This is a genomic window from Nocardia sp. NPDC050435 (genome assembly GCF_040655395.1).
GTDB lineage: Bacteria > Actinomycetota > Actinomycetes > Mycobacteriales > Mycobacteriaceae > Nocardia.
Map to the genome: position 1 here is coordinate 572,611 of NZ_JBFAJW010000001.1, position 13,434 is coordinate 586,044.

A 13,434-nucleotide genomic window follows, 5' to 3' on the forward strand; every position below is an offset into this window, starting at 1 on the left:
GCCCGCAGACTCTGCGTCGAGGCCTTCGGCGCGGCGCGGCCGGCCGTCGGGCTCGGGGAGGGGTCGAGCCCGGCGGCCGCGACCGCCGATCAGGTGCGGGCGACGTTCTCCGCGCCGACCGCCTCGGCGAGCGAGGTGTAGCCGTGCCGGCGCAGGCGCTCGGCGATACCGCGATGAATCGTGCGCGCCCAGAACGGGCCGCCGTAGATGAAGCCGGTGAAACCCTGCAGCAGGCTGGCGCCGGCCAGGATGCGCTCGAAGGCCTGGTCGGCGGTCTCGATGCCGCCGACCGAGATCAGCACCAGGCGATCACCCACGCGGCGGTAGAGCCGGCGCAGCACCTCGAGCGAGCGGTCGGCAACGGCGGGACCGGACAGCCCGCCCGCGCCCATGGCGGCGACCGCGGCGTCGTCGGTGCGCAGGCCGTCGCGGCGAATCGTGGTGTTGGTGGCCACGATTCCGGCCAGGCCCAGTTCCACGGCGAGATCGGCGACCGCGTCGATGTCGTCGTCGGACAGATCGGGGGCGATCTTCACCAGCACCGGCACCCGCACGGTCGCCAGCACCGCCTGCAGCACCGGGCGCAGCGATTCGACGGCCTGCAGGTCGCGCAGGCCGGGCGTGTTGGGGGAGCTGACGTTGACCACGACGAAGTCGGCCAGCGGCCCCAGCAGGGCGGCGCTGACCGCGTAGTCGGCGGCCGCGCCGGCCGGTTCGACGATCTTGGTCTTGCCGATGTTGGCGCCGATCGGCACCGTGGAGGCCCGCGTGCGCAACTGCTCGGCGGCCCGCTCGGCGCCGAAGTTGTTGAAGCCCATCCGGTTGATCAGGCCGTGGTCGGCCGGCAGCCGGAACAGGCGCGGCGCCGGATTGCCCGGCTGCGCCTGCGCGGTGACGGTGCCGATCTCGGCGTAGCCGAAACCGAGCGGGCCCCAGGTGTCGGCGCCGTCGGCGTTCTTGTCGAAACCGGCGGCCATGCCCAGCGGCGCGGGGAAGTCCACGCCGAACACCCGGTTGCGCAGGATCGGATCGTCGGCGACCAGCAGCTTGCGCATGACGACGCGGGCCGGCGCGAACCGCGCGGCCAGCTTCATGGCGGCGAAAGCCCAGTGATGGATGCGCTCCGGATCGAACAGGAACATCAGGCGCAGCACGATTGCGTACATCGGCGTCACATCCCCGGCTCGGGCTGGGGTAGGTGCGCGGATTTGCGGCGGCGCAGCAGCACGCGGCGGCTGCCGTCGGTGTAGGCGCGGACCCGCGATAACTCCCAGCCACCGAACTCGGCCTGGATCGCCAGGCGCATGGAGGCGGTCACCCGATTCATATCCTTAGGTAGTCGCAACGGTACGTATTCGTAGTCGTCGCTTGTGTTTTCCGTCCAGCTCGCCGGTAAAGCGCGGGAGTGTTTCGGCGCCATCACTGCCCTCTCTTCCGCTGATCCGCCCGGATTCGCTGCAATCCGTCACCGGTCGCGGAACCCACGAACAGGTCACCGGTGCGCTCGTCCACGGTCACCGAATCCGGTTGGCGCACCGCGGGGTAGCGGCCCACCTCCACCGGGATGCCCGTGGACAGCTCGAATCCGACTACTTCGTTGCTCTGCGTGCAGGTCACCCACACGGTCTCCGACCGCCGATCGTAGGCAAGTGCGTAAGGCGAAGATCCTACCGGGAACCGCTGCCGCAGGAGCAGTGGTCCGGTGCTGTAGACGAGTAATTCGTTATCGGCGGTGTCGATCACCAATACCCGCCCGAAGTGGTCGGTAATCATATTGGTCGCGCCGTCGCCGGCGCGCTGGGCCAGGCCGAGGCGGTCGGCGTCGGGGGCGATCTCGGTGAGCGAGGACTGATGGCGGTCCACGACGACGGTGTGGTCGGGGGTGCGGGCCAGGACGTCGGCCGAGACCAGGCCGGAGATCGTGCGCAGCACCGCGCCGTCGGCGGCGAGGGTGCGCACGCGGCCGTCGGCCGTTCCGGCCAGCACCGTGTCGCCCTCGCCCGCCGCCACCGAGCGGACGTCGCCGTCGACGGCGATCTCGCTGGTCCGGGCCGCGGCGACGTCGACGCGCAGTACCCGCTGCGGTGCGGCGACGAGGATCTCCCCGGATTTGCCGGGGGCCAGGCTCGCGCCCGGCGCGGGCAGCGCGACGGTGCGCACGGCGGCGGTGCCGGGGTCGATGAGCAGCAGGGTGGCGCCGTCGAGGGCGGCGAGCTGGCCGGTGCCCGGGTCGGCGGTGAGCGCGGAGACCGGACGGCCCAGCGGCACCACCTGGCCCGCGGGGGCGGCGGTGGGCGCGGGGGCGACGGCGGCGGTGGCGGGTTCGCGGGTCGGCGCGTCCGGCTTGTTCTCGGACGTGGAGCAGCCGGTCAGCAACAGCAGCGTCGCCGCACTCGCCAGCGCCAACGGGACGCGCACACCGAACTCCTTCACACCCGGGGTCAACCCCACTATCTGACCATGATGACGCACCGAGGCCGCCGACCGGGGTAGCGGGATGCGACCGGTCTGTCGTTTCGCCGAGCCCGGTCCGACTTCGTTTATCTTGGGTGTTACCAAGCGTCCGACTCAGGGAGTTCGCAGTGAAAGCCGACCATCCATCGGGTTTTGTCCTCGAAGACATAACCGTTGGTCCGTTCGCGCACGGCTTCGGCGTGACCGCCGACGGCCGGCCGTACGCCTTCCGGACGGTGGGGCCGACACTGACGCTGGAGATCTACCGCGCCGATCTCGACACCGCGGTGCCCGGTCCGGAAGACGTGGTCGCGCGGGCTCAGGTCCGCGTCACCGACGTCGACTTGGACGACGAGCGCAGTGTGGTGGCGCTGGTGCGGGATATGATCCCCGACGCCGCGCCGGTCGAGGCCGCCGCGGACCGGGACGTCACGACCGTGCGTGCCCTGCTGGGGCGGATCAGTTCCGTCATCGATGGGATGTAGGAATTCGATGCTTTCCTCACGACTTACTCTGCTGACCGCTGCCCTGCTGCTGACGGGCGCGCTCACCGCCTGCGGCGGCTCCGGCCCCGACGAGGGGTCGGTGGCCGCGGCGCGCTCCTCGGCCAACGCCTCGCTGTCCGCCTCGGCCGCCACCTCCGCCTCGATCGCGGCCAACCGGCCGCTGCCCACCGCGGCCGAGCTCGACGCGCAGATCAAGCGCGCCCTGGATCCGGCGCTGCCCGACAGCGAACGCACCGCGCTGATCGAGGACGGGGACGCGTTCAAGGACGCCATCCCCGACATGTACAAAGCGCTGCAGGACAATCCGCGCGCGGTCTACGGCGTGACCGACCCGGTCTTCGACAACCGCGACGGCACCCTCACCGCCACCATGCGCCTGGACAAGGACGGCACCGGCACCGCCGTGCGCACCACGGTGGTGCATTTCGTGTGGCTGGACGGCAAGTGGAAGATCTCGCGCACCGACCTGTGCGGCATCCTGCGCTCGGCCGACTACCGCACCGCGGCCTGCGGCTGACATGCTGCATTCGGGTTCGCTGCGGTGGGGCCGGTTCGTCTACCGCCACCGCTTTCTCGTGCTGGCCGTCGCCGTGTGCGCGGTGGCGCTGTCCGGGTTCTACGGCCAGGGCGTGGCCGAGAAGATGACCCAGGAGGGCTGGTTCGACGAATCCAGCGAGTCGGTGGCCGCCTCCAAGATCGCCGACTCCACCTTCGGGCGCGACACCGACAGCGACCTGATCCTGCTCTACAGCGCGCCCGCCGGGCACACCGTCGACGATCCGGCCGTGCGCGGACCGGTGACCGGCGCGCTGCGAGATCTGCTGGAGCGCTTCCCCGATCGCATCCAGAAGATCGACAGCTATTGGGACAGCCCGTTCGCCGCCAACGCCACCGACGCCACCAAGACTCACGCTTTCGCCAGCGTCGGATTGCGCGGGGAAGGCACCGCGACCGTCGAGAACTACGCCGCGATCGTCGATGAACTGGGCGCCAACGGTCCCGGCACCGGGCCCGGCGGGACCACGGTGGAGCTGGCCGGGTTGCAGCCGATCCTGTCCGGGCTCAACACGGGCATGCAGGACGACATCAAGCGCGCGGAGATCATCGCGCTGCCGCTGGTGGCGATCCTGCTGTATTTCGTCTTCGGCGGCGTGGTGGGCGCGCTGCTGCCGGTGCTGATCGGCGGCATGACGATCCTGGGCACCTCCGGCATCATGCGCGGGCTGACCCACCTCATCGACGTCAACGTCTTCGCCAGCATCGTGATGACCCTGGTCAGCCTCGGTCTGGCGATCGACTACGGATTGTTCACCGTCACCCGCTTCCGGGAGGAGCTGGCCGCGGGGCAGACCGTCGAGGAGGCCACCGCGCGCACGGTCGCCACGGCCGGGCGCACCGTGCAGTTCTCGGCGGCGATCATCGCGGTCAGCCTCGCGGCGCTGTTCATCTTCCCCAACGGGGTGCTGCGCTCGGTGCCCTACGGCGGCATCAGCTCGGTGCTGCTGGCCGCGCTGCTCTCGGTGACCGCCCTCCCGGCGGCGCTGGGCATCGCGGGGCGGCGCATCGATCTGTGGGGCTGGAAACGGTTCTCGCGCACCAAGACCGAGGCGCAGATCGACGCGGGATTCTTCTCGCGGCTGGCCCTGTGGGCGATGCGGCGGCCGTGGAAGGTGGCGGTGCCGATCGTGCTGGCGCTGCTGGCCTTGGCGATTCCGTTCCGCCATATCGAATTCGGCGGGATCAGCGAGCAGTATCTGGCCGCGGAGAATCCGGCCCGCGTCGCCCAGGAACGGTTCGACGAGCTGTTTCCCAGTTTCCGCACCGAACCGCTGAAACTGGTGGTGGTCGGCGCGGATCCGCAGCAGCTCAGTGACATCCGTTATGCGGCCAATCAGATTCCGGGCCTGACCGGGCGGTTCGAGCCCAGTGCCGCGACCAAGGACGGCGTGAATGTGCTCAACGCCGGGCTCGCCGACAAACGCGACGCCGACGCGGTGATCGCGCAACTGCGCGCCCTGCCCGAACCCGACGACGTGCAGGTGATGGTGGCCGGGGTGCCGGCGCTCGAGCGCGACAGCATCAACGGGCTGCTCGAAGGACTGCCGCTGCTGGTGGCGATCCTGGCGCTGGCCGCGCTGCTGCTGATGTATGTGGCGTTCCGCTCGATCGTGCTGGCGCTCAAGGCGGTAGCCATGAGCGCGCTCAGTCTCGTCGCCACGCTGGGCGTGCTGACCTGGATCTTCGTCGAGGGCCACGGCGCGGACTGGTTCCATTTCACGCCGGGCCCGCTGATGTTCGCGGTGCTGGCGCTGATCGTGACCGTGGTGTTCGGCCTGTCCACCGACTACGAGGTGTTCCTGCTGTCGCGGGTCTCGGAGGCCCGGCAGGCCGGGGCCGACGCGCCGGAGGCGATCCGGTACGGCGTGGCGCACACCGGCGGGGTGATCACCTCGGCCGCGGCGATCCTGATCGTCGTCACCGGGGCGTTCGGGTTCTCCGACCTGGTCCTGATGAAATACATCGCCTATGGCATGATCGCCGCGCTGATCCTGGACGCCACCGTGATCCGCATGCTGCTGACCCCGGCGGTGCTGAAGTTGATCTGGCGCTGAAGGGATCGGTCGTGCGAATAGTCAAGGGCGCCAACCTGGTGGTGATGTTCCTGCTCGAACTCGGCGTCATCGCCGGGGCCGCCACCTGGGGTTTCACCTTGGACGGCTCGCTGCTGCTGCGCGTTGTCGCCGGGCTGGTCGGGCCGGCGCTGTTCATCTACATGTGGGCGCTGTTCGGGGCGGCCGCCAACGCGCGGTTCCCGTTGCGCGGGAGGTGGCGGCTGGCGCTGGAGCTGATCTGGTTCGGCGGCGGTGCGCTGGCGTGGGGCGTGGCGGTCGGGCCGGTGCCGGGCGGGGCGTTCTTCGCGGTGTGGGCGCTCAACGCGCTGATCCGCTATCTCGGTGACGGCACGCTGGCCGCGGAGCCGGCCGCCGCCCCGCAGCGGTCCTAGTCGACGATCCGGGCGGTCATCCGGCCGACGCCGGTGGTGAGGCCGGGGCCGACGCAGCCGTTGATCTGGTCCGGGGTCATCATCTCGTACCAGGCTTCGACCCGGACCCGGCGGTGCAGGCCCATGCCGCCGACCACCGTGAGATCGCCGACCGTGGGCTGCATCATGCCCACCGGCCACGGGCCCCACAGCCGGCTGGTCTCGCCGTTGGACCAGAGCAGGTCGACGGTGAGCGGGCCGTCGGCCGGATGCATGCAGTCCGATCGGGCGATGTGCACCCCGGTGAAGGTGGCGCCGGTGATGCCCGCGGCGCTGTCGCAGCCCCAGAGCCGGCCGGCCGAGGTGAAGGTCAGCAGCTGGGGCGCCATCGTGATGGCGCCCTCCACGGCGGTCCAGCGGAAGTCGCCGCCGTAGCAGGTGCCGATCGGGTCGTGCGCGGCGGCGGGCGGGGCCGCGATGCCGACACCGGCCGAAAACGTCAGCGCGAGAACGATGTTCAGCGATTTCGGCACGGCCATCTCACTTCCCGGCGGCGGAGTGGAGCAGCGGCGTTCAAGATCGATTCAGACCTTAGCCGCCGCCGCGAGCCGCGGCCGGTAAGCGGGGCGGGTGCGCTCAGCGGCGGATCGGCAGCACCAGTTGCGCGCCGGTCACCGGATGATCGAACACCTCGACCGGATGCTGATAGACGCGCGAGAGCAGCTCGGTGGTGAGCACCTCGCGCGGCGGGCCGTCGGCGGCGATCCGGCCGGATTCCAGCACGGCGACCCGGTCGGCGTAGGCGGCGGCCAGGCCGAGATCGTGCAGCACCACCACGACCGCGGCGCCCGCGGCCGCGCGCTCGGCGGCCAGGCGCAGCACCGCCTCCTGGTGGCCCAGATCGAGGGCGGCGGTGGGCTCGTCGAGCAGCAGGGTCGCGGTGTCCTGGGCCAGGACCCGCGCCAGCGCGACGCGGGCGCGCTCGCCGCCCGACAGCGTCGGGAACGAGCGCCCGGCCAGGTGGAACACGTCGGCGGCGCGCAGGGCGGCGGCGATCAGCTCGTTGTCCGCCTCGCGGCGTTCGGTGCGCACCCAGGGCGCGCGGCCCATCGCGACGACTTCCAGTGCGGTGAACGGGAACCCGACGGTGTGGGTCTGCGGCAGCACCGCACGCCGTCGTGCCATGTCCAGGGTCGACCACTCGGTGAGCGCACGGCCGTCCAGCTCGACGGCGCCCGCGCTCGGGTCCAGCTCTCCGGCCAGCGCCGCCAGCAAGGTGGACTTGCCCGCGCCGTTGGGCCCCACCAGCGCGACCACCTCCCCGGCGGCCACCTCGAAGTCGACCGCTTCCAGCACGGCTCGGGCGGAGCCGCCCCGGATCACCGTCAGGTCGCGGGCGCGCAATGTCACGGTGCCGCGCGCGGGCGTGCCGGGCAGCTCGTGCGTCCGCGCGAAGACCGCGCCCAACCCGCTCATGCGCGGCCTCCTCGTGCCGAATGTCGTGCTCCCGGACGGAAATCGACCGAGCCGCGCGGCGGCGGGCCGGGCGGGGTCGCGCCGCGCGGGCGGGTGGCGCGGCGGACTCGACAGCGGGTCATCCCCAGCCTCCCGCGCGGGCCCGGGTGCGGCGCAGCAGCCAGAAGAAGAACGGTCCGCCGACCAGGGAGGTGAGCATGCCGAGGGGGAGGTCGGCATTGTCGATCAGCGAGCGTGCCCCGACGTCGGAGGCGAGCAGCACCACCGCGCCGAGGATGGCCGACAACGGGATCAGCACGCGGTGGCCGGGGCCGACGAGCATGCGCACCAGGTGCGGGACGATCAGGCCGACGAACAGGATGATGCCCGAGAACGCGACGCCCGCGGTGGCGAGCACGGCGACGATCACGATGACGTTGCGGCGCAGGCGTTCCACGTCGACGCCGAGGTGGCGGGCGGCGGATTCGCCCAGCGCCAGCAGGTCCAGGCGTGGGGCGATGAGGATCGCGGCCAGCACGCCCGTGACGGTCAGCGTGGCGACGACATACACCGCGTCCCAGGTCGCGCCGTTGAGACTGCCCAGCTGCCAGAACACGATCTGGTCGCGGGCGGCCGGGCTGGCCACGAACAGCAGGAACGCGATCAGGCCGCCCGCGAACGCGTTGATGGCGACACCGGTGAGCACCAGCGTCACCACCTCGGTGCGCCCGTTCGAGCGGGAGAGCAGATACACCAGCAGCGTGGTGATCAAGCCGCCGACGAACGCCGCCGCCGCGACCGACCAGGCCGCCACGAACGCGCCGCCCGCCACGATCACGGTGCCCGCGCCCACCGCCGCGCCCGCGGACACGCCGATCACGCCCGGCTCCGCCAGCGGATTGGCGAACACGCCCTGTAAGAGCCCGCCGGCCGTGGCCAGCGCCGCGCCGACCAGCATCGCGAGCAGTACCCGCGGGAACCGGACCTCCCACAGCGTCACCTCACCGGCGGGATGCGCGGGCATCGGCCCCCAGTCCAGCCCGATCCGATGCGCGATGCTGCCCGCCACCTCGGCGGGGGTGGTCGGCACCTGTCCGACCGCCGCCGACACCAGCGCCAGCACGATCAACGCCGCGATCGCGAGCGCGAAAACCACTGTCGTGCGCGAACGCCCCCGCGATTTCGGCAGCTCCGGCTCGGCGGGCTTGCTCCCGCGCTCCGCATCGCCCACCGCGATCTCGTTCCGGCCGACGTCCGAATCCGCCGGTGCGCCCAGCCGTTCGCTCATGCGGGCGCGGGTTCGTAGACGGCCTTGTTCAGGGCGGCGATGACGCGGCCGGTGTTCGGGCCGAAGCTCAGCACGACCGCGTCCGACATCTCCACGACGCGCTTGTTGCGCCCCGCGGGCGTCTGGGCGATGCCCGGGACCTTCAGCAGGCCGTCGACGCCGCCGATCGACTTCAGGCCGTCGGTCATCACCAGGAAGACATCCGGTGCCGCGGCGATCATGGCCTCGCTGGTGATGGCGGTGAACGGTTCCTTCAGGCCCGCGGCCGTGCCGGCGTCGCGCGCGCCGAGGGCGGCGATGAGCGCGTCCGCGCCGGACCCGGGGCCCGCCATCATGGTGATGGCGGTGCTGCGCAGGTACAGGAACGCGATGGTCAGCGGCTTCTCCTGGGCGGGCACCGCGGCTTCGGCGGCGGCGATCTCCGCGCGCGTGCGCTCGGCCAGCGCGCGGCCGCGCTCGGGCACGCCGAGGGCGGCGGCGACCGCTTCGATCTGCGGCACCACGCCGGTCATGCTGCGCTCGGAATCGAAGAACACCACCGTCACCCCGGCCGCGCGCAACTGCTCGCGCACCGCGGGGGTGGCGCTGGTGGAGTCGGTGAGGAAGACCGTGGGCCGCAGCGCCAGGATCGATTCGACGTTCAGCATTCCGTTGCCGCCGGTGACGTTCGGCAGGTCGGCCACCGCGGGGAACACGCCGGAGGTGCTGCGCCCCACCAGGTTCGCGCCCAGTCCGAGCGCGTACACGGTCTGCATCAGGGTGCCGTAGCGGTCGGCGGCGATGATCCGGTCGGCGGAATTCACCGTGACCTCGGTGCCGTCGAACCCGCGCACCGTCGCCGGCAGCGCGGGCGTGGGCGGCGGGCCGATCGGCTCGGGCGTCTGGTCGGGCAGGACCGCGGTGGACAGACCCTGCTGCCCGGCCGCACTCGACCCGCTGCCGGAACCGCAGGCGGCGGTCCCGGCGACCAGGAGCAGCGCGAGCACGGCGAGCACGGCGCGAACGCCAACGGAACGACTCATGAAGGCAAGCCTAAGCCCATCCCGGCGACGGTCCGTCGGTGCGTGCGCTGACATCGTCGATGGCCGCCCCGATCGCGCGCGGCAACTCCAGGGTCTCGGCGGCCAGCACGCCGGTCAGCTGCCCGATATCGCGGGCTCCCACGATCAGCGAGGCGATGCCGGGCCGGTCCCGGATCCAGGCCAGCGCGACCGCCAGCGGCGAGGTGCCCAGCCCGTCCGCGGCGGTGACCAGGGCGTCCACCACGCGGGTGGCGTGATCGTCGAGCCGGCTGCGGATCTCCGCGGCCGTCGCCTCGTCCGCGCCGCGCGAATCGGCGGGCACGCCATCGCGGTACTTGCCCGTCAGGATGCCCCCGGCCAGCGGCGCCGAGGCGATCACCCCGAGTCCGTGATGCTGGGCGGCGGGCACCACGTCGGCCTCCGCGCCGCGCGCCAGCAGCGAATACGGCGTCTGCGCCACGCACATCGGCGCGATCGCCGCCAGGCTGGCCAGCTGCCAGGCGGTGAACCCGCGCACACCGCCGTACCGGACCTTGCCCGAGCGCACCGCGTAATCCAGCGTCTCGGCCACCTCGTCCAGCGGCGTGCACGGATCCCACGCGCCGATGCTCCAGATGTCGAGATAGTCGGTGCCCAGTTCCAGCAGCGTGCGGTCGAGCTGGCGCAGCAGGGTGCGGCGCGAGGCGTCGACGGTGGGCCGCAACGCTTCCGGCGTGGGTTGCGGCGGTTCGGGCGTGGGCAGCTCGGGGTCGGCGTGCGGCGGGTCGACCGCCGGGACGACGCCCGCGCACCCACTGAGCACCAGGTCGTCGCGGGAGACCAGGTCGCCGAGCAACTCGGCGAGCACGTGCTGGGCCGCGCCGCCGGCGTAGGCGGGGGAGATGTCGATCAGGGTGCCGCCGGCCTCGGCGAAGGCGACCAGTTGCACGGCCGCGGCCTCGGCGCCGGTCTGCGCACCCCAGGTGTGGGTGGCCAGTCCGATCCGGGACACCCGTAGGCCGCTGCGGCCGACCGTCCGCTGTTCCATCACCGCGTCCACGCATTCGTCACGGCGCCAAGCCTAAACGGCGGCGGCGGCTCGAGTCCCTCGACAGGCCCGGGCTGGTGGACAGCGGTGCGGCGGGCCGGGCCGATGCCCGGAGCGACCTGCGCACGGCCCCCGCGGAGCGGGAACTGGAACCGGCCGCGCGGTCGCGGCGCGCCCGGAGCCTGTACTGTCGCTGCGAGATTGCGGCGATTCGCCTCCCCGGCGGCGTCGTCGCACACCAATTGCCCAGTGCGAACGGGCAATTCAGTCAGTCGGAACAGGAGGGTGCGCGTGGGTGAGTCGATGACCTGGGTGCAGGCATTGGTACTCGGTCTGGTGCAGGGACTCACGGAATTCCTGCCGATCTCGTCCTCGGCGCATCTGCGGATCGTCTCGTCGGTGTTCTTCGGCGACGATGCCGGCGCCTCGTTCACCGCGGTCACCCAGCTGGGCACCGAGCTGGCGGTGCTGGTGTATTTCGCCAAGGACATCGGGCGGATCGTGAAGGTCTGGTTCGGGGTGAACTGGGAGAAGCTGACCCGGCGCGACACCGTGCCGATCCACGATCAGGTGACCGCCAAGCTGCCGGCCATGAGCCGCGAGCGGATCGCCGCCTACGAGGCCCAGGCCGTGCGCAACGAGGAGGCCGCGCAACGCGATCTGGACTACCGCATCGGCTGGTACGTGATCATCGCCACCATCCCGATCGGCGTGCTGGGCCTGGTGTTCAAGGACGAGATCCGTACCGGCGCACGCAATCTGTGGCTCGTCTCGTTCATGCTGATCGCGTTCGCCCTGGTGATCGCCGCCGGTGAGCACTACGGCCGCAAGACCCGCCCGATCCAGCAGCTGACCACCCGCGACGGCCTGATCATGGGTTTCGCGCAGTGCCTGGCGCTGGTGCCCGGCGTCTCGCGCTCGGGCGCGACCTCCACGGCGGGCCTGTTCCTGGGGCTGGAACGAGAAGCGGCGGTGCGGTTCTCGTTCCTGCTCGCGATTCCGGCGGTCACGGCCTCGGGCCTGTTCAGCCTGCCGGACGCCTTCGAACCCGCCGGCGAGGGCCTCAACGCCAGCGGTCCGCAGCTGCTGGTGGCGACGATCGTCGCCTTCGTCGTCGGGTACGCCTCGGTGGCCTGGCTGCTGAAGTTCGTCTCCAAGCACTCGCTGAACTGGTTCGTGGGCTACCGCATCCTGCTCGGCCTGACGGTGATGGCGCTGCTGGCGACCGGGGTGGTGGAGGCCACGTGACGGCGATCGGCCCTGGGGCCGAGCTGGCGAGCGGGCGTAGGGTGACGCCATGACGGTGATCCTGTTGCGGCACGGCCAATCCACCTCCAATACCGCCCGCACGCTGGCCGGCCGCAGCGCGGGAGTGGATCTGACCGATCGCGGCAACGATCAGGCGCGCGCGCTCGTCGACCGGCTCGCGGCGCTGCCGATCGCGCACCTGGTGTCCTCACCGCTGTTGCGCTGTCAGCGAACGCTGGCGCCGCTGGCGGAGAAGCTGGGCCTGGAACCGGAATTCGACGAGCGGTTGCTCGAGGTCGATTACGGCGACTGGACCGGCAAGCCGCTGGCCGATCTGGTGACCGAACCGCTGTGGAAGGTGGTGCAGCGGCACGCCTCGGGCGCGGTGTTCCCGGGCGGTGAGGGCCTGGCCCAGGTGCAGGCCCGCGCGGTCGCCGCGATCCGCGACCACGACCGCGCGTTCGCCGAGAAAAACGGCGCTGACGTGCTGTGGGTGGCGTGCACGCACGGTGATGTCATCAAGTCGGTGCTGGCCGACGCGTTCGGGATCCACCTCGACGGCTTCCAGCGCATCGTGGTCGAACCGGCCTCGCTCAGCGTGATCCGCTACACCCCGACCGCCCCGTACGTCTGGCGGCTCAACGACACCGGCGCGGACCTGTCGGGGCTGGCACCGGCCGGGGGCGCGGAGAAGGCGCCGGTTCCCGGCGGGGAGACCGGGAATACTCCCGGTGCGGATAATGGGAATGCGGAGCGCTGAGATTCCTTGTAAACGAAGAGGCGGCGCGAGCGCGCCGCGGATGGTCGAACAGGGTCACGTGAGCGAGTTGCGAGCGAACCATGAACACTGCGCAGGAGGTGCAGATTGGCACGGGCAATCCACGTATTCCGCACCCCCGATCGTTTCGTCGCCGGGACCGTCGGTGAGCCGGGTGACCGCGCGTTCTACCTGCAGGCCGTACAGGAGCCCCGGGTAGTCAGCGTGCTGCTGGAGAAGCAGCAGGTCAAGGTGCTCGCCGACCGGATGGGTCTGCTGCTGGACGAGGTCGCGCGCCGCTTCGGCGCCACGGTGCCGCCGCAGGCCGACGACGTCGCCGACGTGGCGCCGCTGGTCACCCCGGTCGATGCCGAATTCCGGGTCGGCACCATGGGTTTGGGCTGGGACGCCGACGCCGGCGCGGTGGTGGTGGAGTTGCTCGCGATCACCGAGACCGAGGTCGACGAATCGGTGGTGCTCGATGACACCGAGGAGGGCCCGGACGCGGTCCGGGTGTTCCTGACGCCGGTGCAGGCGCGGGAGTTCGCGCTGCGTTCCACCCGGGTGATCGCGGCGGGCCGCCCGCCGTGCCCGCTGTGCGGGGAGCCGCTGTCCCCGCGCGGCCACATGTGTGTGCGCACCAACGGGTACAAGCGCAGCGACACCTTCGGCCCGGCCGAGCTAGAGGAGTGAG

General features: G+C 71.5%; 15 protein-coding genes. 7 read left to right on the top strand and 8 right to left on the bottom strand.

Going from position 1 to position 13,434, the window contains the following annotated elements; genetic code table 11:
* Positions 1–89: 89 nt before the first annotated feature.
* Genes AB0I43_RS02750 through AB0I43_RS02760 form a run of 3 tightly spaced genes read right to left on the bottom strand, consistent with a single transcriptional unit; the run spans position 90 to position 2,418 of the window.
* Positions 90–1,166 (bottom strand): quinone-dependent dihydroorotate dehydrogenase, encoded by a 1,077-nt coding sequence (locus tag AB0I43_RS02750; protein WP_356972722.1) that lies wholly within the window; start codon positions 1,164–1,166, stop codon positions 90–92.
* 5 nt (positions 1,167–1,171) lie between these two features.
* On the bottom strand, positions 1,172–1,420 hold the full coding sequence (locus AB0I43_RS02755; protein WP_356972723.1) for a DUF5703 family protein: 249 nt from the start codon (positions 1,418–1,420) through the stop codon (positions 1,172–1,174).
* Positions 1,420–2,418: a hypothetical protein gene (locus AB0I43_RS02760; protein ID WP_356972724.1), complete on the bottom strand. Its 999-nt coding sequence runs from the start codon at positions 2,416–2,418 to the stop codon at positions 1,420–1,422. The genes AB0I43_RS02755 and AB0I43_RS02760 overlap by 1 nt, the downstream gene beginning before the upstream one ends.
* Positions 2,419–2,582: 164 nt before the next feature.
* Between AB0I43_RS02760 and AB0I43_RS02765 the strand changes: the two genes are divergently transcribed.
* The 4 genes from AB0I43_RS02765 to AB0I43_RS02780 are packed head-to-tail and all read left to right on the top strand — an operon-like array spanning position 2,583 to position 5,964.
* Entirely contained in the window at positions 2,583–2,939 is a 357-nt protein-coding gene (locus tag AB0I43_RS02765; protein WP_356972725.1) for a hypothetical protein, read from the top strand.
* 7 nt (positions 2,940–2,946) lie between these two features.
* Positions 2,947–3,477: a hypothetical protein gene (locus tag AB0I43_RS02770; RefSeq protein ID WP_356972726.1), complete on the top strand. Its 531-nt coding sequence runs from the start codon at positions 2,947–2,949 to the stop codon at positions 3,475–3,477.
* A 1-nt stretch (position 3,478) separates the two neighbouring features.
* Positions 3,479–5,572 carry an MMPL family transporter gene (locus AB0I43_RS02775; RefSeq protein WP_356972727.1) on the top strand — a complete coding sequence of 698 codons (2,094 nt, stop codon included), beginning with the start codon at positions 3,479–3,481 and terminating at the stop codon, positions 5,570–5,572.
* Positions 5,573–5,583: 11 nt separating this feature from the next.
* Positions 5,584–5,964 carry a YrdB family protein gene (locus AB0I43_RS02780; RefSeq protein WP_356972728.1) on the top strand — a complete coding sequence of 127 codons (381 nt, stop codon included), beginning with the start codon at positions 5,584–5,586 and terminating at the stop codon, positions 5,962–5,964.
* Here AB0I43_RS02780 and AB0I43_RS02785 read toward each other — a convergent pair.
* From AB0I43_RS02785 to AB0I43_RS02805, 5 genes are all read right to left on the bottom strand, one after another.
* Entirely contained in the window at positions 5,961–6,482 is a 522-nt protein-coding gene (locus AB0I43_RS02785; RefSeq protein ID WP_356972730.1) for a hypothetical protein, read from the bottom strand. The genes AB0I43_RS02780 and AB0I43_RS02785 overlap by 4 nt on opposite strands.
* Positions 6,483–6,579: 97 nt before the next feature.
* Positions 6,580–7,419 carry a heme ABC transporter ATP-binding protein gene (locus tag AB0I43_RS02790; RefSeq protein WP_356972731.1) on the bottom strand — a complete coding sequence of 280 codons (840 nt, stop codon included), beginning with the start codon at positions 7,417–7,419 and terminating at the stop codon, positions 6,580–6,582.
* Between the two features lie 118 nt (positions 7,420–7,537).
* On the bottom strand, positions 7,538–8,686 hold the full coding sequence (locus tag AB0I43_RS02795) for an iron ABC transporter permease (RefSeq protein ID WP_356972732.1): 1,149 nt from the start codon (positions 8,684–8,686) through the stop codon (positions 7,538–7,540).
* The gene (locus AB0I43_RS02800) at positions 8,683–9,708 is read right to left on the bottom strand and encodes an ABC transporter substrate-binding protein (RefSeq protein WP_356972733.1); all 1,026 of its coding nucleotides are present in this window, start codon (positions 9,706–9,708) and stop codon (positions 8,683–8,685) included. Before AB0I43_RS02800 ends, AB0I43_RS02795 begins: the two co-directional genes overlap by 4 nt.
* A gap of 10 nt (positions 9,709–9,718) precedes the next feature.
* Entirely contained in the window at positions 9,719–10,735 is a 1,017-nt protein-coding gene (locus AB0I43_RS02805) for an aldo/keto reductase (protein WP_356972734.1), read from the bottom strand.
* A gap of 303 nt (positions 10,736–11,038) precedes the next feature.
* Between AB0I43_RS02805 and AB0I43_RS02810 the strand changes: the two genes are divergently transcribed.
* The 3 genes from AB0I43_RS02810 to AB0I43_RS02820 all read left to right on the top strand — a co-directional run bounded on the left by AB0I43_RS02810 (position 11,039) and on the right by AB0I43_RS02820 (position 13,433).
* Complete coding sequence (locus tag AB0I43_RS02810) at positions 11,039–11,983, top strand: undecaprenyl-diphosphate phosphatase (RefSeq protein WP_356973129.1); 945 nt, start codon at positions 11,039–11,041, stop codon at positions 11,981–11,983.
* Positions 11,984–12,032: 49 nt separating this feature from the next.
* Positions 12,033–12,743 carry a histidine phosphatase family protein gene (locus AB0I43_RS02815; RefSeq protein ID WP_356972735.1) on the top strand — a complete coding sequence of 237 codons (711 nt, stop codon included), beginning with the start codon at positions 12,033–12,035 and terminating at the stop codon, positions 12,741–12,743.
* Positions 12,744–12,848: 105 nt separating this feature from the next.
* A complete protein-coding gene (locus tag AB0I43_RS02820) occupies positions 12,849–13,433 on the top strand; it encodes a DUF3090 domain-containing protein (protein WP_356972736.1) in 585 nt (194 codons plus the stop codon).
* Position 13,434: the final 1 nt, after the last annotated feature.